The sequence below is a fragment of the Amycolatopsis coloradensis genome (assembly GCF_037997115.1).
GTDB classification, from domain to species: domain Bacteria; phylum Actinomycetota; class Actinomycetes; order Mycobacteriales; family Pseudonocardiaceae; genus Amycolatopsis; species Amycolatopsis coloradensis_A.
This window is the reverse complement of sequence record NZ_CP150484.1, coordinates 779,367-804,459: the sequence shown is the minus strand read 5'-3', so window position 1 is coordinate 804,459 and position 25,093 is coordinate 779,367. Positions and strand designations below refer to the sequence as shown.

Annotated in this window: 19 protein-coding genes; 11 read left to right on the top strand and 8 right to left on the bottom strand. The window is 69.6% G+C overall.

Features of this window, described 5'->3' with window-relative positions; genetic code table 11:
* Nucleotides 1-104: 104 nt before the first annotated feature.
* Nucleotides 105-3,449: a phosphodiester glycosidase family protein gene (locus LCL61_RS03635; protein ID WP_340688482.1), complete on the top strand. Its 3,345-nt coding sequence runs from the start codon at nucleotides 105-107 to the stop codon at nucleotides 3,447-3,449.
* Nucleotides 3,450-3,502: 53 nt separating this feature from the next.
* Here LCL61_RS03635 and LCL61_RS03630 read toward each other — a convergent pair whose 3' ends face one another.
* The gene (locus tag LCL61_RS03630; RefSeq protein ID WP_340685502.1) at nucleotides 3,503-4,510 is read right to left on the bottom strand and encodes a M14 family zinc carboxypeptidase; all 1,008 of its coding nucleotides are present in this window, start codon (nucleotides 4,508-4,510) and stop codon (nucleotides 3,503-3,505) included.
* A gap of 117 nt (nucleotides 4,511-4,627) precedes the next feature.
* On the opposite strand from LCL61_RS03630, the gene LCL61_RS03625 reads away from it, so the two are divergent.
* The 3 genes from LCL61_RS03625 to LCL61_RS03615 are packed head-to-tail and all read left to right on the top strand — an operon-like array spanning nucleotide 4,628 to nucleotide 7,184.
* On the top strand, nucleotides 4,628-5,542 hold the full coding sequence (locus tag LCL61_RS03625; protein ID WP_046199923.1) for an ABC transporter ATP-binding protein: 915 nt from the start codon (nucleotides 4,628-4,630) through the stop codon (nucleotides 5,540-5,542).
* On the top strand, nucleotides 5,542-6,357 hold the full coding sequence (locus tag LCL61_RS03620; protein WP_340685501.1) for an ABC transporter permease: 816 nt from the start codon (nucleotides 5,542-5,544) through the stop codon (nucleotides 6,355-6,357). The genes LCL61_RS03625 and LCL61_RS03620 overlap by 1 nt, the downstream gene beginning before the upstream one ends.
* Nucleotides 6,357-7,184 carry an ABC transporter permease gene (locus tag LCL61_RS03615; protein ID WP_340685500.1) on the top strand — a complete coding sequence of 276 codons (828 nt, stop codon included), beginning with the start codon at nucleotides 6,357-6,359 and terminating at the stop codon, nucleotides 7,182-7,184. Before LCL61_RS03620 ends, LCL61_RS03615 begins: the two co-directional genes overlap by 1 nt.
* 4 nt (nucleotides 7,185-7,188) lie before the next feature.
* Here the strand turns inward: LCL61_RS03615 and LCL61_RS03610 are convergent, their stop codons facing one another.
* Nucleotides 7,189-8,619 carry a S8 family peptidase gene (locus LCL61_RS03610; protein ID WP_340685499.1) on the bottom strand — a complete coding sequence of 477 codons (1,431 nt, stop codon included), beginning with the start codon at nucleotides 8,617-8,619 and terminating at the stop codon, nucleotides 7,189-7,191.
* A 536-nt stretch (nucleotides 8,620-9,155) separates the two neighbouring features.
* Between LCL61_RS03610 and LCL61_RS03605 the strand changes: the two genes are divergently transcribed.
* From LCL61_RS03605 to proB, 5 genes are all read left to right on the top strand, one after another.
* Nucleotides 9,156-12,236, top strand: a complete 3,081-nt coding sequence (locus LCL61_RS03605; protein WP_340685498.1) for a translation initiation factor IF-2 N-terminal domain-containing protein — start codon at nucleotides 9,156-9,158, stop codon at nucleotides 12,234-12,236.
* A 170-nt stretch (nucleotides 12,237-12,406) separates the two neighbouring features.
* Nucleotides 12,407-12,721 (top strand): 50S ribosomal protein L21, encoded by a 315-nt coding sequence (gene rplU, locus LCL61_RS03600; protein ID WP_005158538.1) that lies wholly within the window; start codon nucleotides 12,407-12,409, stop codon nucleotides 12,719-12,721.
* A gap of 38 nt (nucleotides 12,722-12,759) precedes the next feature.
* Nucleotides 12,760-13,017, top strand: a complete 258-nt coding sequence (gene rpmA, locus LCL61_RS03595) for a 50S ribosomal protein L27 (protein WP_007034782.1) — start codon at nucleotides 12,760-12,762, stop codon at nucleotides 13,015-13,017.
* Between the two features lie 111 nt (nucleotides 13,018-13,128).
* Nucleotides 13,129-14,592: a GTPase ObgE gene (gene obgE / locus LCL61_RS03590; protein ID WP_340685497.1), complete on the top strand. Its 1,464-nt coding sequence runs from the start codon at nucleotides 13,129-13,131 to the stop codon at nucleotides 14,590-14,592.
* Entirely contained in the window at nucleotides 14,589-15,698 is a 1,110-nt protein-coding gene (proB, locus tag LCL61_RS03585) for a glutamate 5-kinase (protein WP_340685496.1), read from the top strand. Before obgE ends, proB begins: the two co-directional genes overlap by 4 nt.
* On the opposite strand, the gene LCL61_RS03580 is transcribed toward proB, so the two are convergent.
* The 3 genes from LCL61_RS03580 to LCL61_RS03570 all read right to left on the bottom strand — a co-directional run bounded on the left by LCL61_RS03580 (nucleotide 15,695) and on the right by LCL61_RS03570 (nucleotide 17,588).
* Nucleotides 15,695-16,381 (bottom strand): hypothetical protein, encoded by a 687-nt coding sequence (locus LCL61_RS03580; RefSeq protein WP_340685495.1) that lies wholly within the window; start codon nucleotides 16,379-16,381, stop codon nucleotides 15,695-15,697. The two genes, proB and LCL61_RS03580, sit on opposite strands and share 4 nt — an antisense overlap.
* 2 nt (nucleotides 16,382-16,383) lie before the next feature.
* Nucleotides 16,384-16,875 carry a SigE family RNA polymerase sigma factor gene (locus LCL61_RS03575; protein ID WP_340685494.1) on the bottom strand — a complete coding sequence of 164 codons (492 nt, stop codon included), beginning with the start codon at nucleotides 16,873-16,875 and terminating at the stop codon, nucleotides 16,384-16,386.
* A gap of 77 nt (nucleotides 16,876-16,952) precedes the next feature.
* Nucleotides 16,953-17,588 (bottom strand): TetR/AcrR family transcriptional regulator, encoded by a 636-nt coding sequence (locus LCL61_RS03570; RefSeq protein WP_340685493.1) that lies wholly within the window; start codon nucleotides 17,586-17,588, stop codon nucleotides 16,953-16,955.
* 90 nt (nucleotides 17,589-17,678) lie between these two features.
* On the opposite strand from LCL61_RS03570, the gene LCL61_RS03565 reads away from it, so the two are divergent.
* Nucleotides 17,679-18,953, top strand: a complete 1,275-nt coding sequence (locus LCL61_RS03565; RefSeq protein WP_340685492.1) for an NAD(P)/FAD-dependent oxidoreductase — start codon at nucleotides 17,679-17,681, stop codon at nucleotides 18,951-18,953.
* On the opposite strand, the gene argS is transcribed toward LCL61_RS03565, so the two are convergent.
* The 3 genes from argS to LCL61_RS03550 all read right to left on the bottom strand — a co-directional run bounded on the left by argS (nucleotide 18,948) and on the right by LCL61_RS03550 (nucleotide 24,228).
* Nucleotides 18,948-20,672 (bottom strand): arginine--tRNA ligase, encoded by a 1,725-nt coding sequence (gene argS / locus LCL61_RS03560; protein WP_340685491.1) that lies wholly within the window; start codon nucleotides 20,670-20,672, stop codon nucleotides 18,948-18,950. The two genes, LCL61_RS03565 and argS, sit on opposite strands and share 6 nt — an antisense overlap.
* Before the next feature lie 72 nt (nucleotides 20,673-20,744).
* Nucleotides 20,745-22,031, bottom strand: coding sequence for an MFS transporter (locus LCL61_RS03555; protein ID WP_340685490.1), 1,287 nt, complete (start codon nucleotides 22,029-22,031; stop codon nucleotides 20,745-20,747).
* Nucleotides 22,032-22,122: 91 nt separating this feature from the next.
* Nucleotides 22,123-24,228: a RecQ family ATP-dependent DNA helicase gene (locus LCL61_RS03550; RefSeq protein WP_340685489.1), complete on the bottom strand. Its 2,106-nt coding sequence runs from the start codon at nucleotides 24,226-24,228 to the stop codon at nucleotides 22,123-22,125.
* A gap of 240 nt (nucleotides 24,229-24,468) precedes the next feature.
* Between LCL61_RS03550 and nadD the strand changes: the two genes are divergently transcribed.
* A complete protein-coding gene (nadD, locus tag LCL61_RS03545; RefSeq protein WP_340688481.1) occupies nucleotides 24,469-25,044 on the top strand; it encodes a nicotinate-nucleotide adenylyltransferase in 576 nt (191 codons plus the stop codon).
* Nucleotides 25,045-25,093: the final 49 nt, after the last annotated feature.

Sequence of the window (25,093 nt, the reverse complement as noted above, 5' to 3'; positions counted from 1 at the left end):
TTCTCGTTCACCCCGAGGTCTTCTCCTAGCGGTTCGCGTCCGCTGTGCTGAGCGATGCTGCCTGTCACTCGATCGTGGGGTAATTCGTGAGAAATTCACGCTTGTTGCTGCTCGCTGCCCTGCTGCCCGGATTGTTCGTCGCCGCACCGGCGCACGCCGATCCCTTGGCCGCTCCGCTCGGTCCGGCGCCCGTCGAAGCCGCCCCAGCGGCCTCGTCGGCGAAGGAGGGGCCGTCCGCGTACGCCGTGGCCGCGCCCGACGACGGTCTCGTCACCACCAGCGCGACTTCGCGCGTGGCGCCGGGCCTGAGTCTCACCGAGTTCGACCGGTACGACCCGGCGGGCTGGATCCGCGGCGACACCCTCGCCGTCGATCTCACCAGCAAGACCCTCAAGCCGACGTACCTCAGCCCTGGCACGGTTTCGGCGCGGACACCGCTTTCGCAGCAGGTGTCCAGGGCCGGCGCGGTCGCCGGGGTCAACGGGGACTTCTTCGACATCAACGCTTCCGGCGCGCCCATCGGCGTCGGCATCGACGCCGGGAAACTCCAGACGGCGCCCGCGCGCGGCCACAACCTGACCGCGTCGATCACGGAGGAAGGCAAGGCACGGCTCGCGGAGGTGTTCCTCGACGCGTCGATCACCCTGCCCGACGGCAAGGTCGTGCCCGCGTCGAACTTCAACAGCCCCGTGCTGAGCGGCGCCGCGATCGGCGTCTACACCCCGCTGTGGGGCGCGTCCTCGCGGCGGACCTCGGTCGCGGGCGCCCAGCGCGTCGTCGAGGTCGAGGTCTCCGACGGCGTCGTCACGCAGGTGCGGCCGCAACCCGCCGACGGCCCGATCGCCGCGGGAGCGACGATCCTGCTCGCCCGTGACGGCGGTGTGGACTCGTTGTCCGGCTTGAAGCCCGGTGAGAAGGTGGGCGTCGCGTACGCGCCGAAGAGTGACGCGGGCAAGCTGTCCGTCTCGGTCGGCGGGAACAAGATCCTGCTGCGTGACGGCGCGGTCCAGCCGGTCGACAACGTCGCCATGCACCCGCGGACGGCGGTCGGGTTCTCCGCCGACGGCACGAAGATGTGGCTGGCGACGGTCGACGGCCGCCAGGCGGACAGCCGCGGCATGACCGAACTGGAACTCGCCCGGCACATGAAGTCGCTCGGCGCGGACGACGCCCTCAACCTCGACGGCGGCGGCTCGTCGACCATGCTCGCCCGCGAGGAGGGCGAGAAGGCACCGCTGATCCGCAACTCACCGTCGGACGGCGGGGAACGCCTGGTGCCCAACGGGATCGGTGTCGCGACCACGCCGGGAAGCGGACGCCTGACCGGATTCGCGCCCCGTCCCGCGCAGGACACCGCCGACGCGACGCGTGTGCTTTCCGGGCTGACGCGGAAACTCGCCGCCGGCGGTCACGACGAGACCGGCGCCGCCGTCGACGGCAGTGTCCAGTGGCTCAGTACGAATCCCTTCCGCGGCACCGTGACCGACGGCGTGTTCACCGCGCACGCCGACCGGCTCCGGCCGGACGCGCCCGCGGACGTCGACGTCTACGCGAAACGCGGCGGCGTCAGGGGCAAGACCACGCTGAACGTCCTCGGTTCACCGGCACGCCTTGGCACGAGCACCGAACAGGTCGCGTTGTCCGGCGAAGGCGCGAAGAGCACGTTCAAGGTGTTCGGCTACGACGCCGACGGTTACGGCACGTGGATCGAGCCTGACGACGTCAAACTCGATTACGACCCCGCGGTGGTGAAGATCGAACCGTCCGGCGGCGGGTTCGCGATCACCGCGTTGAAGGCCGCGGGCGCTTCGGCGATCACCGCCACCGCGGGCGGGAAGGTGACGCATCTGGCGGCGTCCGTCGGCACGGAATCCCGGGTGGCTGCGCCGCTGGACGGCCCGGCGGGCTGGACCGCCAGCGTGTTCCCGGCCGTCGTCGGCGCCGCGCTTTCCGAGGCTCCCGGCCGTGACGGCGGACGCGGTCTCGCGCTGGACTACCGGCTGAACGGGACCAACGCCACGCGCGCGGCCTACGTCAACTCGGCGGCGCCGATCGCGTTGCCGCCCGGCACCCAGCGTGTCGGCCTATGGGTCAACGGCGACGCGAAGGGCGCTTGGCTGCGGGCGGAACTCCGTGACGCCGCCAACGTCCCGTCCGTCGTGGACCTGTCGCTGAGCGTCGACTGGACGGGCTGGCGCTACGTGCGCGCGACCATCCCGGCAGGCCTTCCCGACGGGCAGCGGCTGACGAAGTTCTACGCCGTCGAGAACGTCCCTGCCCAGCAGTACGAAGGACGGCTGGTCTTCGACGACCTCACCTTCGAGGTCGCGCCCGCGGCCGCCGTCCCCGCCGATCCGGCGCCGCGTGACCCGGCGCTGATCACCGACGGCGCGGCGACCGGTGGCCTGCGGATCGCCGTGGTCAGCGACGCGCAGTTCACCGCCGACCAGCCCGACGGCCCGCTGGTCGCCCAGGCCCGGCGCGCGCTGCGCGAGGCCGTGGCGGCGAAACCGGATCTCGTGCTGATCAACGGCGACTTCGTCGACCGCGGTACGGCCGCCGATTTCGTGCTGGCGAAGTCGGTCATCGACGAGGAACTCGTCGGCAAGGCGCCGTGGTACTACGTGCCGGGCAACCACGAAGCCGACGGCGGGCACGGGCTCGCGGAGTTCCAGGCGGCGTTCGGGGCGACCCATCGCGTCGCCGACGTCGCCGGGATCCGGCTGGTGCTGATGGATTCCTCGCGCGGTTCGCTGCGCGCGGGCGGGTTCGACCAGATCCGGATGCTGCGCGAGGCGCTGGACGGGGCGAAGCCGGACCGGCGGATCCGCGGCGTGGTCGTCGCGATGCACCATCCGGTCAAGGATCCGAGCCCCGCCGGGAATTCGCAGCTGGCCGACCGCAAGGAGGCCGCCATGCTGACCGGCTGGTTGACCGCCTTCGAACGCGAATCCGGGAAGCAGGCGGCCGCGATCGCTTCGCACGCGGGCGTTTTCAACCTTTCACGGGTCGACGGCGTGCCGTACCTGGTGAACGGCAACTCCGGGAAGTCGCCCGCCGCGGCGCCGGGTGACGGCGGGTTCGTCGGCTGGACGATGGTCCGGTTCGAACCGGGGGACAAGGCGCAGCCGGTGCGGTTCGAGACGCGGCCGAACGTCGACGCGCTGACGCTGTCCGGCCCCTCGTCCCTGGCACGCGGGGAGAAGGCGGACATCCGGGCCGTGGTGACGCAGGGAGCGCGTCAGGTGCCGGTTTCGTACCCGGTCAGCGCGGACTGGAAGGGCGGCTGGGGCACGCATGTCGCCGGCGGGTTCCTGCCCGCGATGCCGTGGGACGTCGCGTCGTTCGATCCCGCGACCGGGGTGCTGGCCGCGCTGAGGCCCGGGACGGCGAGCCTTTCGGTCACCGTCAACGGGGTCACGCGGAGCCTGTCGGTCACCGTCCGCTGAACCACCTCGTGAGTGGTAAGGACGGTTCTAACCGTCCTTACCACTCACGAGGCTCAGGCGGCTTCGTGCGCCTCTTCGACCGTCCCCGGCAGCGCCGGACCCCGCGGCGGGATCGCTTCGGCGTCGGCCGGGTCCACCTTCCGCACCGAACCGTCGGCCGCGGACTGCGCGATCGCGACCATCGAGGCCAGCGCGTCCTGGATCTGCTGCTGCTCCCGCTCCGGGATGAGGCTCAGTTCGATCAGCACGCTGCCGTCGCCGAGCAGCCCGTACCCGTTGCGCGCGATGCCCTGGTACGAACCGCCGGGATACTGCGAGACATGGCCGCCGTTCGCGTCGATCGACCGCCGCACCACGACCGCGATCTGCTTCGCGAAGTCCACATCGGACTGTTTCACGCCCGGATGCGTCGGCCACATCGTGGAAGCCGTGATCTCCTTGCCGCCTTCGTCCCGGTAACGGCCCTGCATGTGGTAGTCGACCATGATGTCCGGCTTGAACGACGCGTTCCGCCGCTGGATCAGGCCCGCTTCGGTGGCCGGATTGTCCTTCGGCGCCACGGCCGGGTCGTGGTAGCGGTTGATGTCGTACCCCTTGCCCTTCTCACCGTATTCGGGAGTGGCGTCCGGCTCGTAGTTGTAGCGCCAGTCGCGCTCGTGCCCGTCGGGGTTGGCGCGCACGACGATGTCGACGGTCACCTTCGCCAGCAGCTTCCGCGCCCACGGGCTGTGTTCGACCCCGACCTTGCGCAGGAACTCGAGCGCGGCGGGGGTGCCGAGCGGCTCGTCGCCGTGCTGCTGGGTGACGTACTGGATCCGCGTCTTGCCGTGGCCGACCCTCGCCGCCCACACCGGTCGGCCCTCGTTGCTGCGGCCGATCCTGTCCACCCGGATCTTGCCGTGGCTGAGCACCGCCAGCTTGTGCAGTTCGAAGGCCAGCTTGGCGGTGGACGGCCGCGGGTCCACAGTGGCCGCGGTGGTCTCGGCCCGCGCGGCGGGCGCCACCAGGAGCCCGGCGCTGACAAAAACGGACAACAGGGCGATTTTGGGCTTGAGGCTCATGGTCGGTGAGTATCGACGAGCGGCCACCGTCCAACAAGGGCTGGATAAACCGGTCGAGTTTTGTCGGTGGCAGGTCCTAGGGTGCCTACCGTGGGTGACTCAGAGCACGAACCGGCGATGGTGCAGGCGAAGGCGTTGGTCAAGCGGTTCGGCGATTTCGAGGCCGTACGGGGGATCGACGTCGAGGTCCGCCCGGGGGAAGCGTTCGGCTTCCTCGGGCCCAACGGCGCGGGCAAGTCCTCCACCATGCGGATGATCGCGAGCGTCTCCCCGCGCACCGACGGCGACCTGCGGGTCCTCGGTATGGATCCGGACGTCGAGGGGCCGAAGATCCGCGCCCGGCTCGGGGTGGTGCCGCAGCAGGACAACCTGGACACCGAGCTCACCGTCCGGCAGAACCTGCAGATCTACGGCCGCTACTTCGGGCTTTCCCGGTCGCACGTGCGGAGCAAGGCCGAGGAGCTGATGGAGTTCGCCCAGCTCACCGACCGGGCGAACGCGGAGGTCGATTCGCTCTCCGGCGGGATGAAGCGGCGGCTGACCATCGCGCGGTCCCTGGTCAACGACCCGGAGCTGCTCCTGCTCGACGAGCCGACGACGGGGCTCGACCCGCAGGCCCGCCATCTGTTGTGGGACAGGCTGTTCCGGCTCAAAGCGGGCGGGACCACGCTCATCATCACCACGCACTACATGGACGAGGCGGAGCAGCTCTGCGACAGGCTGGTCGTGATGGACAACGGCCGGATCGCCGCCGAAGGCTCGCCCGCGGACCTGATCAGCCGGTACTCCACCCGCGAGGTCGTGGAGCTGCGCTTCCCGAACGGCGAGCAGGAGGCGGCCGCGAAGCGGATCGAGGGCCTCGCCGAACGCGTCGAGGTACTGCCGGACCGTGTCCTGCTCTACACGATGACCGGCGAGGCCACCCTCGAGCAGGCGCACGCGCGCGGGCTGCGTCCCCTGTCGAGCCTGGTCCGCCGCAGTTCGCTGGAGGACGTCTTCCTCCGCCTCACCGGCCGGACGCTGGTGGACTGATGACCACCGCGCAGACGAAGGCGTCGACGGGCCGCGTGGTCTCGCGCTGGGCGGGAGCCTGGCTTCGGGTCGAGGGCCATTGGATGTGGTACCGCCGGTATTGGGTGTCCACTTTGTACTCGACGGGCCTGCAACCGGTGCTCTTCCTGGCCGCGATGGGGCTCGGATTCGGTTCACAGGTCCAGGCAGGAGCGGCGACGGGCGGGTTCTCGTACCTGGAGTACGTCGCACCCGCGCTGCTCGTGGCGGGTGCCGCGCAGCTGGCGGTGGGGGAGTCGAGCTACCCGGTGCTTTCGGGGTTCAAGTGGCAGCAGGACTACATCGCCGTCACCGCCACCCCGATCACGCCGGGGCAGGTACTCGGCAGCCAGATCATGTGGGTGAGCCTGCGGCTGACCCTGGCCGGCACGATCTACGCCGTCATCGCGGCGCTCTTCGGATCCTGGACGAGCTTCGGCGTGCTCGCCGTCATCCTGATCGGGACGCTCACCGGTATCGCGTGCGGCACCCCGGTGATGGCGCTGGCCGCGACCACCTACGACGAGGGCACCCGGTTCGGCCTGGTCTTCCGGTTCATCCTGATCCCGATGACGTTGTTCTCCGGCACGTTCTTCCCCATCACCGAACTGCCCGCCCCGCTGATGTGGATCGCCTGGATCTCCCCGCTGTGGCACGGCAACGAGGCGGCGAGGGCGGTCAGTCTCGGCACCGTCGGCCCGCTCGCCACGCTGGGCCACCTCGCCTTCCTGGTCGTGCTGGCCGGGGTGGGCTGGGCGCTGGCGCACAAGTACTTCTACCGACGGCTGGTGGTCTGATGGCGGTCCTCACCGAAGCCCCGCGGCGTGGGGTGCTGCTGCGCATCCTGCCGTCCGCGCTGTACAGCGGCCGGTCGACAGCGGTGTTGGAGCGCACCTTCCTGACGTACTCGCACGCCTGGATGCTGTTCGTGTCCGGCGTCTTCGAGCCGCTGTTCTACTTGATGGCCTTCCAGCTCGGCTTCGGCAAGCTCGTCGGCGAGGTCGCGGGGCCCGGCGGGCAGGCGATGAGCTACGTCGCCTTCGTCGCGCCCGGCCTGCTCGCGGCGTCGGCGATGAACGGCGCGATCCTCGACTCGACGTACAACCTGTTCTTCAAGCTGAAGTACGCCAAGCTGTACGACGCCATGCTCGCCACCCCGATCGGGCCGCTGGACATCGCGCTCGGCGAAGTCGGCTGGTCGGTGCTGCGCGGCGGGATCTACTCGGCGACGTTCCTCGGCGTGATGACCGTGATGGGGCTGCCCGGCTCGTGGTGGGCCCTGCTGATGATCCCGGCGGCGCTGCTGATCGCGATGGCGTTCTCGGCCATCGGCATCGTGCTGGTGACCTTTCTGCGGTCGGTGTCGCAGTTCGACTACATCAACCTCGTGCTGATGCCGCTGTTCCTGTTCTCCACGACGTTCTACCCGCTTTCGGTGTACCCGGCGGGGATCCAGTGGATCGTGCAGATCTTCCCGCTGTACCACGGAATCGAGCTGATGCGCGGGCTCTCGGTGGGCGTCCTGTCGTGGGGCATGATCGGGAACGTGGCGTACCTGGTGGCACTGGCGGCGGTCGGGATCTACGCGTCCTCGAAGCGGTTCGGCAAGCTCCTGCTGCGCTGACCCGTCACCGGGCCGGGTTCGCGCCGGTCCGCCGGGGCGCCACCGCGGCCAGCGCGTCGACCATCCCATGCCCGTAGAAGCCGTTGAATCCCGCGTATCCGGTGCAGTACGCGTCCTGCGAGCCGTCACCGGTCAGGTCGTAGTCGGCGGGACACGCGATCGGGGTGGCCTGGGCGTCCAGCGTCCGCCTCAGCTGGCGGGCGCCGTAGCCGGGATGCTTCGACGCGAGCAGCGCCGCGACACCGGCGACGTGCGGCGCCGCCATCGACGTCCCGCACAGCGGCGCGTATCCGCCGGGAACGGTCGAAAGCACGCATCGCCCGGCCTCACCGCCGGGAGCGGCCACGTCGATCACGCCCAGTCCGTACGAGCTGTAGCCGGCCTTGACCCGCTCCTCGCTCACGGACGACACCGCGACGACGTCACGCAGGCCCGCGGGCAGCGCCTGGCAGCCTTCGGAGTCGGGCCGGGCACCCGAGCGCGGCGACGGCACCAGCTCGGCGGCCTCGTTGGTCGCCGCCGCGATGGTGAGGGTGCCTGCCGAGGTCGCGTACTCGACGGCACGGGCCATGACCTCGTTCACCACGCCCCGTTCGTCGTTGTGGGCGCACGAGAGCGACCACGGGTCGACGAAGTAGCTGCTGTTCGTCACCGCCATGCCCTGTGAGGCGGCCCACATCAGCCCGCAGACGGCGGCTTCGGGGTCGGCGTACCCGCGATCGTCGATCACCTTCACCGAGGCGATCCGGACGCCGGGCGCCACCCCGGTGACGCCTTTGCCGTCGTCGGCCGCGGCGATGATCCCCGCGACGTGGGTGCCGTGCACCGACGTCGTCGCGGCCCAATTGCGGTCGGGTACGCCGGTCAGACAGCCCGCGGACTTCTCGGGGTCGAGGGCGCTCGCCAGTTCGGGATGGGCGGGGTCGACGCCGGAGTCGAGGACGCCGACGACGACGTCCCGGTCGCCCGGCTCGATCACGCGGGCCTTGTCGGCGCCGATCGCGCGCATGTCCCACTGTTCGCCGGTGCGGTCGGCGGAGGGGACCTTCGCCGGATCCGTCGGCTGGAGTTCGGCGCGAGCGGGCGCGGACCTGGCCGGTGACGAGCCGTTGGCCCGCTGCACCGCCAGCCGTTCCGCCTGCGCGCTGAACGCGGCGGCTGGCCGGACCAGTTCGGCGAACGCACGGTCGGCCGAGGTCGCCACGGCCACCGCGATCTGCGGGTAGTAGGTCGTCGTGCTGCCACAGCCGCCGTCGATGGCGGCTCTGGCCTCGGCCTCGGAAGTGCCCTTGTCGAAGGCGACGACGTAACGCAGCGCCCGTCCCTGGGGATGACACGATGGCGCGGCCTCGGCCGTCGCCACAGCGGCGACCGAGCCGCAGAGCACCACCAAGGCGCACACGGCCGCTCGCAGGGACCGCCCCAGCAGGGACACCGGACCTCCCACCGGAGAACATCGGACAACGAGGGCACCGCGGCCTGGGCTGGGCTGGACGTCGGTACCCCCCGAGCGGCACGCTAGCCACCCTCGGCCGGGTCGACAAGCTCTTCCGCGAAGTTCGCTCGGCCGGTGGCCGCGGCGCGCCCGGGAGCCTGCTCTGTGGCACCGAGTACACCGGAGTGGGGCCGGGGTGTGGGATACTCGCGGTGGCCGCTGGCCGACGGGCACACGTGAGAGGTGGCGCTCGCGGTCTCGTGGCCCGGTGGTGTGCTGCACATCCTCCACACGCGTCGCCGCTGTATGCGGCTCGACGACGTGGCGGGCGGCCCGATGTCGCGAACGTGGCCAGCGCTCCGCCGAGCAGACCTTCAGCCGTGCGCGGCGCCCGGACAACCCCGGCGCCGTCGCGGTGCCGGGCAAGGATTCCCGCTGCTGGTGACCACCACGGCGGAACGAACAGAAAGGGGCCCCTGCGCGGCCGCGTCGAGCCGGTGTGAGCCAGCCGACGCGCCCGGGGGCGGAGGAGATATATGTCGAACGCGGACACACCCGCCGTCACCGGCGGGAATACCGCCACACCCATCGCAGGCCAGCTGGGCGAACTGCCTCCCCGGATCCGGGTGCACGCGCTGGCGAAGCTGCTGGGATCCAACAGCCGTGAACTGATGGCCAAGCTCGGTGAGCTCGGCGAAACCGTCCGGAGCGCGCAGTCCAGCGTCACCCGTGAGGTGGCGCACAAGCTCGCCGAAGCCCTCGCCGGTGGAGACGAGCCCGAAACCGCCGAGGCGGTCCCTGCCGCCGAAGCTCCCGTCGCCGAGACCCCGGCGGCTCCCGAGACCAGGCCCGAGGCCGAGCCGGAGCCCGCTTCCCAGGTGGAGGCCCCTTCGCGGCGTGTTCCGCCCGCGCTCGCCGCCCCGGTGACGCCGGAGCCGCCGCAGCCGACGACCAGGCCCGCGAAGGCCGCCGTGCACGTCCCGGTGTTCGCCGCGCCGTCGCCGGTGTTCCTGCCGCCGGAGCCCGTCGCGGCGAAGCCCGTCCGCAAGCCGGAGCCCGCCTTCGCCCCGAGCGAGGAAACCGTCTCCGACGAGGACGAGACGCAGACCGAGCAGGCCGAAGGCCACGGCCCCGACGAGGACGGTGACGACGCCAACGGCCGTCGCCGCCGTCGTCGCGGACGTCGTGGTCGCGGCCGGGGCAAGGGCGGCGACGAGAGTTCGGCCGAGTCCGAGAACGAAGACGAGCAGCCCGAAGCTCCGCGTAACCGTCAGCAGCGCGCGAAGGACAAGGACGCCGAGGCCGAAGAGGCCGGCGCCGAAACCGCCGAAGAGCCGTCCGCCGAGGCCGATTCGGAAACCGAGGGCGATTCGGATGGTGGCAGCAAGCGCCGCCGTCGCCGCCGCCGTCGCAAGGGCGGGGACGACGACAACGCCGAGGCCACCAGCGACGACCCGCCCAACACGGTCGTCCACGTGCGCCAGGCCAAGGCCGCCGAGACCGAGCGTCCCGCCAGGGACGAGGTCCGCAGCGTGCGCGGCTCGACCCGGCTCGAGGCCAAGCGCCAGCGCCGCCGGGACGGCCGCGAGGCGGGCCGTCGTCGTGCGCCGATCCTGTCCGAGGCCGAGTTCCTCGCCCGTCGCGAGTCGGTCGAGCGCACCATGGTCGTCGCCGAGAAGGGCGACTCGACGCAGATCGGCGTGCTCGAGGACGGTGTCCTGTGCGAGCACTTCGTGACCTCGTCGGGCACCGGCTCGATCGTCGGCAACGTGTACCTCGGCCGTGTGCAGAACGTGCTGCCGTCGATGGAGGCCGCCTTCATCGACATCGGCCGCGGCCGCAACGCCGTGCTCTACGCCGGTGAGGTCGACTGGGACGCCGCCGGTCTCGAGGGCAAGGCCCGCAAGATCGAGCAGGCGCTCTCCACCGGCGACTCCGTGCTGGTCCAGGTCACCAAGGACCCGGTCGGGCACAAGGGCGCCCGGCTGACCACGCAGATCTCGCTGCCGGGCCGCTTCCTGGTCTACGTGCCCGCGGGCGGCGCCACCGGCATCTCCCGGAAGCTCCCGGAGAACGAGCGCCGTCGCCTGAAGGACATCCTCAAGCGCATCGTCCCCGAGGACGCCGGTGTGATCATCCGCACCGCGTCCGAAGGCATCAGCGAGGAGGAGCTGGACCGCGACGTCCGTCGCCTCAAGGCGCAATGGGACGTCATCAAGGAGAAGGCCGAAGCAGGCAACGGCGGCAAGAAGAACAGCGCCCCGGTCATGCTCTACGAAGAGCCGGACCTGCTGGTCAAGGTCGTGCGCGATCTGTTCACCGAGGACTTCGCCAAGCTGGAGATCCAGGGCGACAAGGCCTGGGACACCATCTACAACTACGTGCAGCACGTGGCGCCGGACCTGGCGGATCGCGTCAAGCGGTACACGGGCACCGGTTCGGCCTTCGCCGACCACCGGATCGACGAGCAGATCACCAAGGCGCTGGACCGCAAGGTCTGGCTGCCCTCTGGTGGTTACCTCGTCATCGACCGCACCGAAGCGATGACGGTCATCGACGTCAACACCGGCAAGTTCACCGGATCGGGTGGCAACCTCGAAGAGACGGTGACCAGGAACAACCTGGAGTCGGCGGAGGAGATCGTCCGCCAGCTCCGGCTCCGGGACATCGGCGGCATCATCGTCATCGACTTCATCGACATGGTGCTCGAATCCAACCGCGAGCTCGTGCTGCGACGGCTGACCGAATGCCTCGGCCGCGACCGCACGCGTCACCAGGTCGCCGAGGTCACCTCGCTCGGCCTGGTGCAGATGACCCGCAAGAAGATCGGCACCGGGCTGCTCGAAGCGTTCTCGACGCCGTGTGAGCACTGCAAGGGCCGCGGCGTGGTCGTCTCGACCGAGCCGCAGCGCACCGGGGGTGGCGGAAACGGCCACAACCACGGCGGCGGTGGTGGCGGTGGCGGCAAGGAGCAGGGCTCGCGCCGGTCCCGCGGCCGGGGCAAGGGCGAGGATCAGGGCCAGAACGAGCCCGCCGCGGCCAAGACCGAGGCGCCGACGGCGCCGGCTCAGCGCGAGTCGGTGGTTTCGGCGGTCCAGGCCGTGGCCAACGCCACCAAGGCGGCCAAGGGCGAGCACTCGCACGAGGCCACCGAGAACGTCGAGAGCGCCGCGCTCAACGGCCACGCCCCTCAGGCGGCTGAGCGGCCTGCTGAGCCGGTGACGGCGGCTTCGGAGCCCATTGCCGACGCGACCGTCGAACAGGCGGCCGAGGCGGCTTCCGAACCGGTGCGGGAGCCGGTCGCCGAGGCGCCCGCGTCCGAACTCGCCGGTGAGCCGGTGACGACTTCGGACGACGAGGCTCCGGCCGTGCGTGAAGAAGAGATCGCCGTTGTCGCGGAATCCGGCCCGGAGCCCGAAGCACCCGAGATTCCGGTGACTGCTGAGACCGTTGTGACGGAAGAGGTTTCCGCGTCCGAAACCCCGGTGGCCCAGGAGGAGACCGAGCCCGAGGTGGACGTCCCGGCCCCGGCCGTGCGCTCCACGACCCGCCGTCGTCCGCGACGGGCGGCCTCACGACCGGCCGGTCCGCCGGTCAAGGCGTCGGAAAAGAGCTAGTGAACACCTAGGGGCACCCCGGTGTGATCGCACCGGGGAGCCCCACGTAACCTAAAGAGCGGCCCGCCACTTAGCGGCGGGCACCTTGCGCAGAATCTGCCCACCGAGAACTTCTTGTTGGGCCGGGTCACGCAAGCCCCCACCCGTTGTCGAGTAAGCAGGAGACTTCCGTGTCGGCGTACGCGATCGTCAAGACTGGCGGCAAGCAGTACAAGGTGGCCGTCGGCGACGTCGTCGAGGTCGAGAAGCTCGAAGGCGAGCCGGGTACCGAGCACACCTTCCCCGCAGTCCTTTTTGTGGACGGTGGCGACGTCACCACGGACGCCGACGCGCTGGCGAAGGTCTCGGTCACCGGCAAGGTCGTCGAGCAGACCAAGGGTCCGAAGATCCGGATCCACAAGTTCAAGAACAAGACCGGCTACCACAAGCGCCAGGGTCACCGGCAGAAGCTGACCCGCGTCGAGGTCACCGGCATCTCCAAGTAGGACTTTCTCCGGATCTTCGTCAGAAAGAGGATTGAGCCATGGCTCACAAGAAGGGTGCGTCCAGCTCCCGCAACGGTCGCGATTCGAACGCGCAGCGACTGGGCGTCAAGCGTTACGGCGGTCAGGAAGTCAACGCGGGCGAGATCTTGATCCGCCAGCGTGGCACCAAGTTCCACCCCGGCGTGAACGTCGGCCGTGGCGGCGACGACACGCTGTTCGCGCTGGCCGCCGGTGCGGTCCAGTTCGGCGAGAAGCGTGGCCGCAAGACGGTCAACATCGTGCCGACCGAAGCCTGAGTTCCGGCTTCGAGTTAGAACCTCTGACGAGGGGTGGGCCGGAATATCCGGGCCCACCCCTCGTTTGTTTTATGTATCCCCCTTTTTCTCGAGAGTGAATAGAGGCAAGTCATGGCGTCCCGGTTCGTGGACCGAGCGGTGATCCATCTGGCCGCCGGCGACGGTGGGAACGGCTGCGCCTCGGTGCACCGCGAGAAGTTCAAGCCCCTCGGCGGCCCGGACGGCGGCAACGGTGGCAACGGCGGCGACGTGCTGCTGGTCGTCGACCCGAACGTCCACACGCTGCTCGACTTCCACTTCCGCCCGCACGCCCGCGCCGGCAACGGCAAGCTGGGCCAGGGCGGCAACCGCGCCGGTGCGGCGGGAGAGACGCTGGAGATGCGCGTCCCGTCCGGCACCGTCGTGATGACCGAGGACGGCGAGATCCTGGCCGACCTGGTCGGCCCCGGCACCACCTTCGTCGCCGCGCAGGGCGGCCGTGGCGGTCTCGGCAACGCCGCGCTGGCCTCCAAGGCCCGCCGGGCACCCGGATTCGCGCTGCTGGGCGAGCCGGGAGAGTCCCGCGACCTCGTTCTGGAGCTGCGCTCCGTCGCCGACGTCGGTCTCCTCGGCTTCCCGTCCGCGGGCAAGTCGTCGCTGATCTCGGTGCTGTCGGCCGCCAAGCCGAAGATCGCCGACTACCCGTTCACCACGCTGGTGCCGAACCTCGGCGTGATCACCGCAGGCTCGACCGTGTTCACCATGGCCGACGTCCCTGGGCTGATCCCCGGCGCGAGCGAGGGCAAGGGCCTCGGCCTCGACTTCCTGCGCCACATCGAACGCTGCGCGGTGCTGGTGCACGTCGTCGACTGTGCGACCTTCGAGCCTGGGCGCGACCCGCTGTCCGACATCGACGCCCTCGAAGAGGAGCTCGCCCGCTACACCCCGAGCCTCGGCGGCGACCTCGCCGACCGGCCGCGTGTGGTGGTGCTGAACAAGATCGACATCCCGGACGCCGCCGAACTCGCCGAGTTCGTGCGCCCGGAACTGGAAGCCCGCGGGCTCAGCGTGTTCGAGATCTCCACGGCGTCGCGGCAGGGCCTGAAGGAACTGACCTACGCGCTCGCCGCCGTCGTCGAGAAGTACCGCGCCGACCAGCCCGCCCCCGAGCCGGCGAAGGTCGTGCTCCGGCCGATGGCCGTCGACGACGCCGGCTTCACCGTCGAACTCGACCCGGAGGAGGAAGGCGCGTTCATCATCCGCGGCTCCCGACCGGAACGGTGGATCCGGCAGACCAACTTCGGCAACGACGAAGCCGTGGGGTACCTCGCGGACCGGCTCAACCGGCTGGGTGTCGAGGAAGTGCTGGCACGCAAGGGCGCCGTACCCGGCAGCCCCGTCACCATCGGCGACGTCCAGTTCGAGTGGGAGCCGTCGACCCCGGCCGGGGTCGCGGTGCACCTGTCGGGCCGGGGCACGGACGTGCGGCTGGAGAACACCAGCCGGATCGGTGCCGCCGAGCGCAAGGAAGCCCGCCGGATCCGTCGTGACGGTCCGGACGGCATCGAAGACGAAGACGAGATGGACGACGAGTGAGCTCAACCCGGGTGGCGATCGCCGACGCGAAGCGGGTGGTCGTCAAGGTCGGTTCCTCAGCGCTGACCACCGCCGGCGACGGTCTCGACGTGACCAGGCTGGACGCTCTGGTGGACGCGATCGCCGACCGGGTCTCCCGCGGTACGCAGATCGTGCTGGTGTCCTCGGGCGCGATCGGCGCGGGACTCGCGCCGCTCTCGCTCGGCAAACGGCCGCGTGACCTCGCCACCCAGCAGGCCGCGGCCAGTGTCGGGCAGCTCGCGCTGGCGCACGCCTACGCCGAGTCCTTCGGCCGCTTTTCCCTGACCGTGGGCCAGGTTCTGCTGACTTCGGACGACGTCGTTCGCCGTGCGCACTACCGCAACGCGCAGAACACGTTCACCCGGCTGCTGGCCCTCGGTGCGGTTCCCGTGGTCAACGAGAACGACACCGTGGCCACCGAAGAGATCCGCTTCGGCGACAACGACCGGCTGGCCGCGCTGGTGGCTCACCTGATCGGCGCCGACGCGCTCATCCTTCTGTCCGATGTGGACGGTCTGTACGACGGGGATCCCCGTGACGGAGCGACTCGCAAGATCGCCGAGGTCGCCGGGGAGTCCGATGTGGACGGAATCACCGTCGGCATGTCGAGCTCCGGGCTCGGCACCGGCGGCATGGTCTCGAAGCTCGCAGCCGCTCGTACCGCCGCCGGCGCTGGAATCCCAGTCCTGCTCGCCGCCGCTTCCGAGGCAGCGCGCGCCCTGACCACCGCCGAGGTCGGCACGGCTTTCGCCGCTGCGGACTCCCGGCTGTCGGCCCGCCGGTTCTGGCTGGGCTACGCCGCGGGCGCATCCGGGAAACTGCACCTCGACGACGGCGCGGTCGCGGCCGTCGTCCGCCGCCGCCGCTCGTTGCTGGCCGCCGGGATCACCGGCGTCGACGGTGACTTCCAAGCCGGCGACGTCGTCGACCTGGTCGATCTTCGACAACGGACCGTGGCGCGCGGGGTCGTGGCCTTCGACGCGGGCGAACTGCCCGACCTCATCGGCCGCTCCAGCCACGACCTCCCCGCGGAACAGCGCCGTGAGGTCGTCCACGCGGACGACCTCGTCCCGCTGCGCCGTTAGGGCACCAGGCCCGGGGTCAGGGCGATTTCGCGGACCTGCGCCTCGCTCAGCGGCGGCCGCGTGTTGTCGCCGCCGTCGGTGGAGACCTCCACGATCGCCGTCCCGGTTTGATAGGCCGCCCCGTAGGAGAGGTGACCGTCCTTTTCTCCGGTCGTCGTCTCGATCAGGGTCCCGCCGTCGATCAGGCTCGCCGAGCAGGTGGCCGGGACTGGATCCAGTCTGCGACAGGCCACCCCCGTGGAGAGCAGCGTTCCGTTGTTGGGCAGCACGGTCACGGACAGCGAGCCGTCGCGAACCGGATACACCAGGCGGTAGCCGTTCCCCTTGTCGATCGGGATGGCCTGCAGGTCGAACCGGGTGTCCGAGCCAAGAGTGACCCGGGCCCGGACCGTCGCCTCGAGCACGCAGGAAAGCCGGGCCTTCGCCGCTTCGGTTGTTTCCTCAGGCGACTTCGCGCCGCAGGGTGAAGCCGCGGCCGGCTCGTTCCGGTCGGGAAGCGCGATGATCGCGGTTCCAGCCGGAAATCCCGCCGCGGCCAAGGCGACCGACGCGACCACCGTCGTCAGACGGCGCCGTCGTGACCGGCGGCCCGCGGCGAGCACGCCGTCGCCGGTGAGCCCGACGGGCGGCTCGGCCTCGGTCACGTACTCCTTCAGCGCGGAGCGGACGTCCTGGTCTTCCATGACTACTCCTTGCTCGTCGGGGAGGGCAGGACGGCGCGCAGTGCTTCGATCCCACGGGCGGTCTGGCTCTTTACCGTGCCTTCGGCGACTCCGAGCAGCGAAGCCACTTCGGCGACCGAGAGGTCCTCGAGGAAGCGGAGAACGACCATCGCGCGCTGGCGCGGCGTCAGGCCGCTGAGCACCCGCTCGAGATCGATCCGATCGTGGCTGTCGTAGCCCGAGGGGGCGGCCCGGTCCGGAGGCGTCGAGGTCACCAGTTCCCGGCCGTGTTTTCGCTTCCGGCTGAGGAAGAGGTTGAGCAGGATCCGGCGCGCGTAGGCGTCGACGGTGTCCGGCCGCACCCGCCGCCATCGCCGGTACAACTGGACGAACGTGGCCTGCACCAGGTCCTCGGCGCCGTGCCAGTCGCCGCACATGCCGAACGCCAGCCGCCGGAACCGCTGCACGCGGGCCGCGAAGTACTCGCTGAAGTCGGCGTCTCTCGCTTGTCCCACCGGCCACCCCCTCTTCTTCGTGCCCTCTCTAGTCCGGCGGGGGCCCGAAAGGTTCAAGCGACAGCGGGGGACCTTTGCTACCGCTTCCCCTGATCGGCGAGGTGGCCGACGAGGCGCGCCAGCTGTTCGCCGTAGGCCTCGGCGAACTCGGCCGACGCGGGGTCCTGCCCGGAGACCGCGCGTACGACGCGAGGCAGCGCCAACGCGGCACTGGACGCGGCCATGAAGATCACCAGGAGGAAGGCGGGGTCGAGGTCGGCAGGGAAGTCGCCCGCGGCCTGCCGGGCCCGTACGTACTCCACCTGCCGCTGGAGGAACCCGCGCTGGCCCTCGACGCCGACCGCGTCGGGGGCGCCGTCGGTCAGATTCTCCCAGAGGAACAGCTTGGCGAGGTCGTGATCCCGGACTCCCGACTGGGCGAAGAACCGGACGACCTCCGCGAACGGTTTCTCGTAGTCGGCGGCCGCGACGTAGTCGTCGTACATCGTCGCGGTCAGCGCGTTGTACAGCCCTTCCTTGCCGCCGAAGTAGTACGAGATCAGCTGCTTGTTCACGCCCGCTTTCGCGGCGATCTCGCTGACGCGTGCCGCGGCGTAGCCCTTCGCGCCGAACTCGGCCTTCGCCGCCTCCAAGAGCTGTTTCTTCGTGCGCTCGGGATCGCGCTGGCGTTCGACGGGGGCGCGGCGAGGGCTGCGTGGGGCGGCTTCGGACATGGGGTTCAGCTTAACCGCTGACTCTTTCAAACGGACGGTTGACTTTATTACCCACTTGGTTGACAGTTGTCGGCGGAGAGAGGAGAAACCTTGACCACGAGAATCGCGATCATCGGCGGTGGAACGGGCGGGCTCTGTTTGGCGCAGGGATTGCGCAAGGCGGGGATCGACGTGTCCGTCCACGAGCGCAGCCGCACCCGGATCGAACGCCTGCAGGGCTATCGCGTGCACATCAATCCGCACGGTTCGGCCGCACTGCACGAATGCCTTCCGTCTGAGCTCTGGCAACGCTTCCTGGACACCACAGGCACCACGAGCGGACCGTTCACCTTCGTCACCGAGCGGCTGCGGGACCTGATGGTGATCGACAGCGAACTCACGTCGAGCGCGGATCCCGCGTCGGACCACCACTCGGTCAGCCGGATCAGCCTCCATCAGGTGCTGTCCGACGGGCTCGACGGAGTTCTACGCCACGGCAAGGAGTTCGTCGGCTACCGTCGTGCAGGCGAGGTGGTCGTCTGCGAGTTCGCCGACGGAAGCACCGTCGAGGCCGACTTGGTCATCGGCGCCGACGGGGCCAATTCCCGGGTGCGCAAACAGTTTCTGCCCGAAGCCGACCGGGTGGACACCGGGATCATCGCCATCGCGGGCAAACACCCCTTGACCGACGAGACCCGCAAGCGTTTGCCTTCCCGGCTCACCGACGGCCCGAGCATGGTGATGCCGCGAACCGGCGCGGGGCTGTTCAGCGCGCCGCACGAGCTGAGCGGCGCCCTGTCTGTCGACGACGAGACCGCCGAGTACGACCCAGTCCTGTTCGACAACACCTCGAGTTACGTCATGTGGGCGTTCGCCGCGGACCGCCGACGCTATCCGGACGACCTGTCGTCATTGTCCGGGTCCGCACTGCGGTCCCTGGTGCTGGACCTGATCGACGACTGGGCCCCCGCGTTCAAGGAGCTGGTCGCCGGCTCGCCCGAGGGGGCGGTGTCCCGGCTGCCGATCTTCACTTCGAAACCCGTCGATCCGTGGCCGACGAGCAATGTCACCCTGATCGGCGACGCGATCCACAGCATGACCCCGTTCCGCGGCATCGGGGCGAACACCGCCCTCCGGGACGCGCAGCTGTTGTGCCGCAACCTCGTCGAAGCACGGAAGACCGGCGCGGTGCGCTCCGCGGTCGCCGACTACGAGCAGCGGATGCGGGACTACGGTTTCGCGGCGGTGCGCGACTCGGAACGCAGCGCCCGCCAGTTCGTGTCGGAGAACCGGGCGGGCCGCACGATGGCGCGAGGAATGTTCCGTTTCTTCCAGGCGGTCCCTCCGTTGAAGCGCAAGGTCTTCAGCGACCACGGCGACTCATAGCCGGGCAGGGGTCGAGATGCCGAGCAGGGACAAACCCAGTGTCAGCGTCTTCGAAGTGAGCTCGGCCAGCAGCAGACGCGAGTCGCGGACGCCCGGACCTTCCGCGTCCAGCACCGGGCACTGTTCGTAGAACCGCGAGAACACGACCGCGGTTTCGTACAGGTAGGTGCACAGCTTGTGGGGGAGATGCCCGGCGGTCGCCGCACCGATCGCCTCGGGGAAGCGGGCCAGCGCGAGTGCCAGCGCCCGTTCCGCGGGATGGCCGAGCACGATCCGCGCGCCGGTGAGGTCCTGACCGGCCTTCGCCAGCACGGAACGAATCCGCGCGTTGGCGTACTGCAGGTAGACCGAGGTGTTCCCGTTCCTGGAGAGCATCCGGTCCCAGGAAAAGAAGTAATCCCGCTCGCGATCGCCGGAAAGATCGGCGTACTTGAGCGCGCCGATCCCGATCGCCTTGGCGACCTCTTCCCTCGCGTCGGGGGAGAGGTCGCCCCGGCCGTCGATCACGTCGGCGGCGTGGGAGACCGCCTCGGCGAGCAGGTCGGAAAGAAGGACCGACTCGCCCGCCCGGGTCTTCATGGCACGGCCGTCCTCACCGAGCACCGACCCGAACCCGACGTGTTCGGCCCGATGTTCATCGTGGAGCCAGCCGGCGGCTCGGCACACGGCGAACACCATCGCGAAGTGCTGCGCTTGCGGTGTACCGACGATGTAGAGCAGATCGCTGACACCACGTTGTTCCGTCCAGTAGCGCAGGGTCGCGAGATCGGTGGCCGCGTAGCCGTAGCCACCGTCCCGCTTCCGCACGATGAGCGGCAGCGGATCGCCTTCCCGGTTGCGGAAACCGTCGGGAAAGACGCAGACCGCGCCATCGCTGATCTCGGTCAGCCCGGCGGCGGTCAAGTCGTCCACGACCGCGGCGAGAAACGGGTTGTAGAAGCTCTCGCCGTAGATGTCCCGACCGGTCAGGTCGATGCCGAGGAGTTCGTAGACCTGAGTGAAATGCCGTGTCGACTCGCCGACCAGGCGCCGCCACAGCGACAAAGTCTCATCGTCACCGCTTTGAAGGAGCACCACCCGGTTCCGTGACCGGGCCGCGAAGTCGTCGTCGCTTTCGAACTTCGACCGGGCGGCCCGGTAGAAGCCGTTGAGATCCCCGATCGTGTAAGGACCCGAGGGGCGCTCGTCGAGCAGATGCTCGATCAGCATGCCGAACGGCGTACCCCAGTCGCCGAGGTGGTTGTGCGGGATGACCTCATGCCCGGCGAACCGCGCCAGCCGCGTGATCGCGTCACCGATGACGGTCGACCGGAGGTGTCCGGCGTGCATTTCCTTCGCCACGTTCGGACTGCTGTAGTCGATGGCGATCCGCCTTGGACGCGGCGTCACCGCGACGCCCAGCCGTGGGTCACCGTTGAGCGCGGTCGTCCGCTCCGCCAGCCAGGACGAGCGCAGCGTGAAGTTCAGGAAGCCCGGCCCCGCGACCTCGGGTGGTTCGGCGAGGTCGGCGACGTCGAGCCGCGACACGATGTCGGCGGCGATCTCCCTCGGTGGCTTGCCGAGTCTCTTGCCCAAGCTCATCGCGAGATCGCACTGATAGTCGATCCCGTCCCGCGCGGAGACCCGCACCAGTGCGGACGGAGGTTCGACGTCGGTGACGTGACGAAGGGCATCCACCACGCGTCGCGCCAATTCCTCGCTTACATCGCCGAACAACACGGTGTCCCTCCTTCGCGCTCGTCGTAGGAGCGCGAGGGTAGCCACCTCGTCACGTCATCGGCGACGGAGTTTTCAGCGCAGGTCGCTGCCCTTGGTCTCCGGCAAGGTGCGGATGACGAAGAACGCGATCACCGCTCCGGCGGCCACGTACCAGAAGAACAGCGTGGACAACCCCGCGTCGGACAGTGCGGTGAGCACCAGGGGAGCGGTCCCGCCGAACAACGCGACGGTCAGGTTGTACCAGGCGCCGATGCCAAGACCGCGCAGTTCGGTGGGGAACAGCTCGCTCATGATCGCGGGCGCGATCGACGTCATCGCCGTGTACAGGCAGAGCCCCACGCAGAACACGACCAGCAGGCCCGGCAGCCCCGGCCTGACCAAAGTGGACAGCGGGACGATGAGGATCGCGGTCGCCGCCGCCCAGACGAGCAGCTGTGGCTTGCGGCCGAAGCGATCCGACAAGGCGCCCATCGGGTATTGAAGCGCGACGAACAACGCCGTCGCGATCGACAACGCGAGGAACACGTCGACGTCGTCGGCCTTGCGGGTCTTGACCGCGAAGGAGGTCAGGGCGCTGAAGAACGTGTAATAGCAAAGTGTCGACAGCATCGAGAAGCCCACGAGCTGCACGACTGCCCGCGGGTGCTCGCGGAGGGTGGTGCGCAGCGGACGCTCGACCCGGCGTGCGGTCGACTTCTTCTCCTCGAAGATCTCGGTTTCGGCGAGGCTGCGCCTGAGCCACAGGCCGACGATGCCGAGGACACCGCCGAGCAGGAACGGGATCCGCCAGCCGTACGCGGTCAGGTCCGCCTTGGACATCGTCCGCGCGAGCACGAATCCGAGGATCGAGGCGAGCAGGACGGCGGAACCGGTCGAGATGTAGAAGAAGGCGGAGTACCGGCCGCGGCGGGCGGGCGGCGCGATCTCACCGAGGTAGGCCGAAGCGTTGGAGACCTCACCGCCGAGCGACAGTCCTTGCGCCACTCTGGCCAGCAGCAACAGGATCGGGGCCAGCCAGCCGACCTGGTCGAACGTCGGCAGGAGACCGATGGCCACCGAGCCGCCCGCCATCAGCACGATGGTCAGGATCATCGCCGGCTTCCGGCCCCTGACGTCGGCGAACCGGCCGAGCAACATCCCGCCGAGCGGGCGGAAGAAGAACGCCAACGCGTAGGTGGCGAAGGTGTTGATCAACGCCAGGGCTTCGTTGCCCTTCGGGAAGAACTCACTGGCGAAGTAGATGCTGAAGGTCGCGTAGATGGTCCAGTCGAACCATTCCAGCGCGTTGCCGACACTGGCGGCGAACAACTTCTTCACCGGGAGCCGATGCCCCAGCCGCTCCGTCGTTGAGTCCGCCATCGGCACCTCCGTACTCGCGCGTGGACGGAACCTTGCCAGAAAGTCCCCGCGCGGGAAAGAACCTGTCGAATGTCGGGATCGGGCTCTTCGGTTACGAGGTGCTGGCGAGAGCGAACGGCAGCACCGCACGGGCTCCGGCCTGGCGGAGCAGGCGCGCGGACAGCGTCATTGTCCATCCGGTGTCGATGAGGTCGTCGACCAGCAGGATCGGCCCGTCGGCCGCGGCCACTCGCACCGACAGGTCCTCGGGGAGGCTGAGGCGTTTCCACAGATCGGCCAGCCGTTGCGCGCTGTTCGCCTGACGCGGGGGCGGCCCCGCCGAGGCGACGGCGCCCAGGTACTCCAGGCGTCCGATCGAGGCCAGCCTCGTCGCCAAGCTGTGGACCAGCTCAGGTCGCGTGGCCGAAGGCACTTCCACCACTGCCACCGGGCGCTCCGGCCACTGCCAGCCCTTGAGCACTTCGATACAGGCTTGGAAGACCGGGTCGGGGAGTTCGGTGTCCGCCGCGGCCGGGCCGACGAGTTCGCGCAGCCGCGTGCCCCAGCCGACGTCGGTCACCCGGCCGACGACCTGGCCGGTTTCGGCCTGCTCGCCCGCCGGCAGCCGCCCGGAAAGCGGGACGTCCAGCCCGGCCATCCCGGTCGGCCACATCTTCCGCGGCGCGACCTCGACCCCGGGACGGCGCAACCGTTGCCGGGTGGCGTCGACGACGTCGTCGGAAATCGTGATGTCCCAATGCTTTCCGGTGCAGTTGTCACAGCGCCCGCAGGGTGTCGCTTCGGGATCGTCGAGCTGCTTCCGGAGGAACTCCATCCGGCAGCCGGTGGTCTCCAGGTACGCCAGCATGGCGTTCTGCTCGTTGGTCCGCGCCGCGCTTACTCGCGCGTAGCGTTCCTTGTCGTAGCGCCAGTCTTCGCCGGTGCCTTCCCAGCCGCCTTTCACCCGGCGGACGGCGCCGTCGACGTCCAGCACCTTCAGGACCATCTCCAGCCGGGAACGGGAGAGCTCCACGAACGGTTCGAGCGCCGGTGTCGACAGTGGACGGTCCGCGTACGCCAGCGCGTTGAGCACTTGGGTCACCCGGAGTTCGTCCGGGAACGCCAGCGAACCGAAGTACGCCCAGATGTCCTTGTCCTCGTGGCCCGGCAACAGGATCACTTCGGCGCGGTCGACGCCACGCCCGGCACGGCCGACCTGCTGGTAGTACGCGATCGGGGAGGACGGGGCGCCGAGATGGACCACGAAGCCCAGGTCCGGCTTGTCGAAGCCCATGCCCAGTGCCGAAGTGGCCACCAGCGCCTTGACGTTGTTGTTCAGCAGATCGTCTTCGGCCGCCTGCCGGTCCGCCGGGTCGGTCTTCCCGGTGTAGGCGGCGACCGGGTACCCCCGCTCGGTCAGCAACCCCGCGACGTCGTGCGCGGCGGCGACGGTGAGCGTGTAGATGATCCCGGACCCCGGCAGCTCCGCCAGGTGTTCGGCCAGCCAGGCGAGCCGGGCCTGCGACGTCGGCAGCTTGGCCACCGACAGATGCAGGCTTTCGCGGTCCAGGCTGCCGCGCAGGACGAGGGTGTCGCCCCCGTTGCCGATGCCGAGCTGCTCGGCGACGTCGGTCGCCACGCGGTCGTTCGCGGTCGCGGTGGTGGCGAGTACCGGGACGCCGTCGGGCAGGTCCTTCAGCAGTGTCCGCAGCCGCCGGTAGTCGGGACGGAAGTCGTGGCCCCAGTCCGAGATGCAGTGCGCCTCGTCGACCACGAGCAGGCCGGCGGTCGCGGTCAGCTTGGGAAGGACGGTGTCGCGGAAGTCCGGGTTGTTCAGCCGCTCCGGGCTGACCAGGAGGACGTCGACCTCGCCCGCCGCGATCGCCGCCTGGACCTGATCCCACTCCTGCGGGTTCGCGGAGTTCATCGTCGCCGCGTGGATACCCGCCCTCGCCGCCGCGGAGATCTGGTTGCGCATCAGCGCGAGCAGCGGCGAGATGATCACCGTCGGACCGTTGCCGCGCTCCCGCAGCAACGCGGTGGCCAGGAAGTACACCGCGGACTTCCCCCAGCCGGTGCGCTGCACGACGAGCGCGCGACGGCGGTGCGCGACCAGCGCCTCGATGGCCGTCCACTGGTCGTCACGCAGGCGGGCGCCCTCGCCCGCCAACGACTGGAGGAGGGTCTCGGCGCGATCCCGGAGAGTCGATGTGTCCACGTCCCCACCTCTACCCCATGCCACCGACGAAGTCGCGATCGGCATGTCCATCCATGCCCCCGCCGCCACCCTCAACGGAGGCGCTTCGCGCCCGACTTGGCTTCGAAACGGACCGTTCATCCATGGAACGGACTGTAATGTGATCCAGATCACCCCTGGTCGGTGGGTCCGGCGACCCGAGCGTGGAGCCTCGAGCGCTGTATAGGCTCACGACCCATGTCACCACGCAGGATCGGGGTCATGGGCGGCACGTTCGACCCCATTCACCACGGGCACCTCGTCGCGGCCAGTGAGGTCCAGGCGCGGTTCGCGCTCGACGAAGTCATCTTCGTGCCCACCGGCCAGCCGTGGCAGAAGTCCGACAGGGTGGTCACCCGCGCCGAGGACCGCTACCTGATGACGGTGATCGCGACGGCGTCCAACCCCGTGTTCTCGGTCAGCCGCGTCGACATCGACCGCGTCGGGCAGACCTACACCGTCGACACCCTGCGCGACCTGCGTGCCGAATACCCGGACGACCAGCTGTTCTTCATCACCGGCGCGGACGCGCTCGAACAGATCCTCACCTGGCGCAACGCCGACGAGCTGTTCGACCTGGCGCATTTCATCGGCGTCACCAGGCCCGGCTACCGCCTCAATTCGCAGCATCTGCCGAGCGGGAAGGTGAGCCTGGTCGAGGTGACCGCGATGGCGATCTCGTCCACCGCGTGCCGCGAGCGCGTCGAAGGCGGGGAGCCCGTCTGGTACCTCGTTCCCGACGGTGTGGTGCGCTACATCGCCAAAAAGGACCTCTATCGCAAAGACCGGGGTTCCTGACCGGGTACCCTCGTCGGGCGCACCCGCGAGTAAAACCATCTGTTTGAGG

Coding starts and splice junctions, on each gene's coding strand:
- LCL61_RS03630 (WP_340685502.1), bottom strand. CDS start 4,510: ATGAGCCTCAAGCCCAAAATCGCCCTGTTGTCCGTTTTTGTCAGCGCC.
- LCL61_RS03625 (WP_046199923.1), top strand. CDS start 4,628: ATGGTGCAGGCGAAGGCGTTGGTCAAGCGGTTCGGCGATTTCGAGGCC.
- LCL61_RS03620 (WP_340685501.1), top strand. CDS start 5,542: ATGACCACCGCGCAGACGAAGGCGTCGACGGGCCGCGTGGTCTCGCGC.
- LCL61_RS03615 (WP_340685500.1), top strand. CDS start 6,357: ATGGCGGTCCTCACCGAAGCCCCGCGGCGTGGGGTGCTGCTGCGCATC.
- LCL61_RS03605 (WP_340685498.1), top strand. CDS start 9,156: ATGTCGAACGCGGACACACCCGCCGTCACCGGCGGGAATACCGCCACA.
- rpmA (WP_007034782.1), top strand. CDS start 12,760: ATGGCTCACAAGAAGGGTGCGTCCAGCTCCCGCAACGGTCGCGATTCG.
- obgE (WP_340685497.1), top strand. CDS start 13,129: ATGGCGTCCCGGTTCGTGGACCGAGCGGTGATCCATCTGGCCGCCGGC.
- LCL61_RS03580 (WP_340685495.1), bottom strand. CDS start 16,381: ATGGAAGACCAGGACGTCCGCTCCGCGCTGAAGGAGTACGTGACCGAG.
- LCL61_RS03570 (WP_340685493.1), bottom strand. CDS start 17,588: ATGTCCGAAGCCGCCCCACGCAGCCCTCGCCGCGCCCCCGTCGAACGC.
- LCL61_RS03555 (WP_340685490.1), bottom strand. CDS start 22,031: ATGGCGGACTCAACGACGGAGCGGCTGGGGCATCGGCTCCCGGTGAAG.
- nadD (WP_340688481.1), top strand. CDS start 24,469: ATGGGCGGCACGTTCGACCCCATTCACCACGGGCACCTCGTCGCGGCC.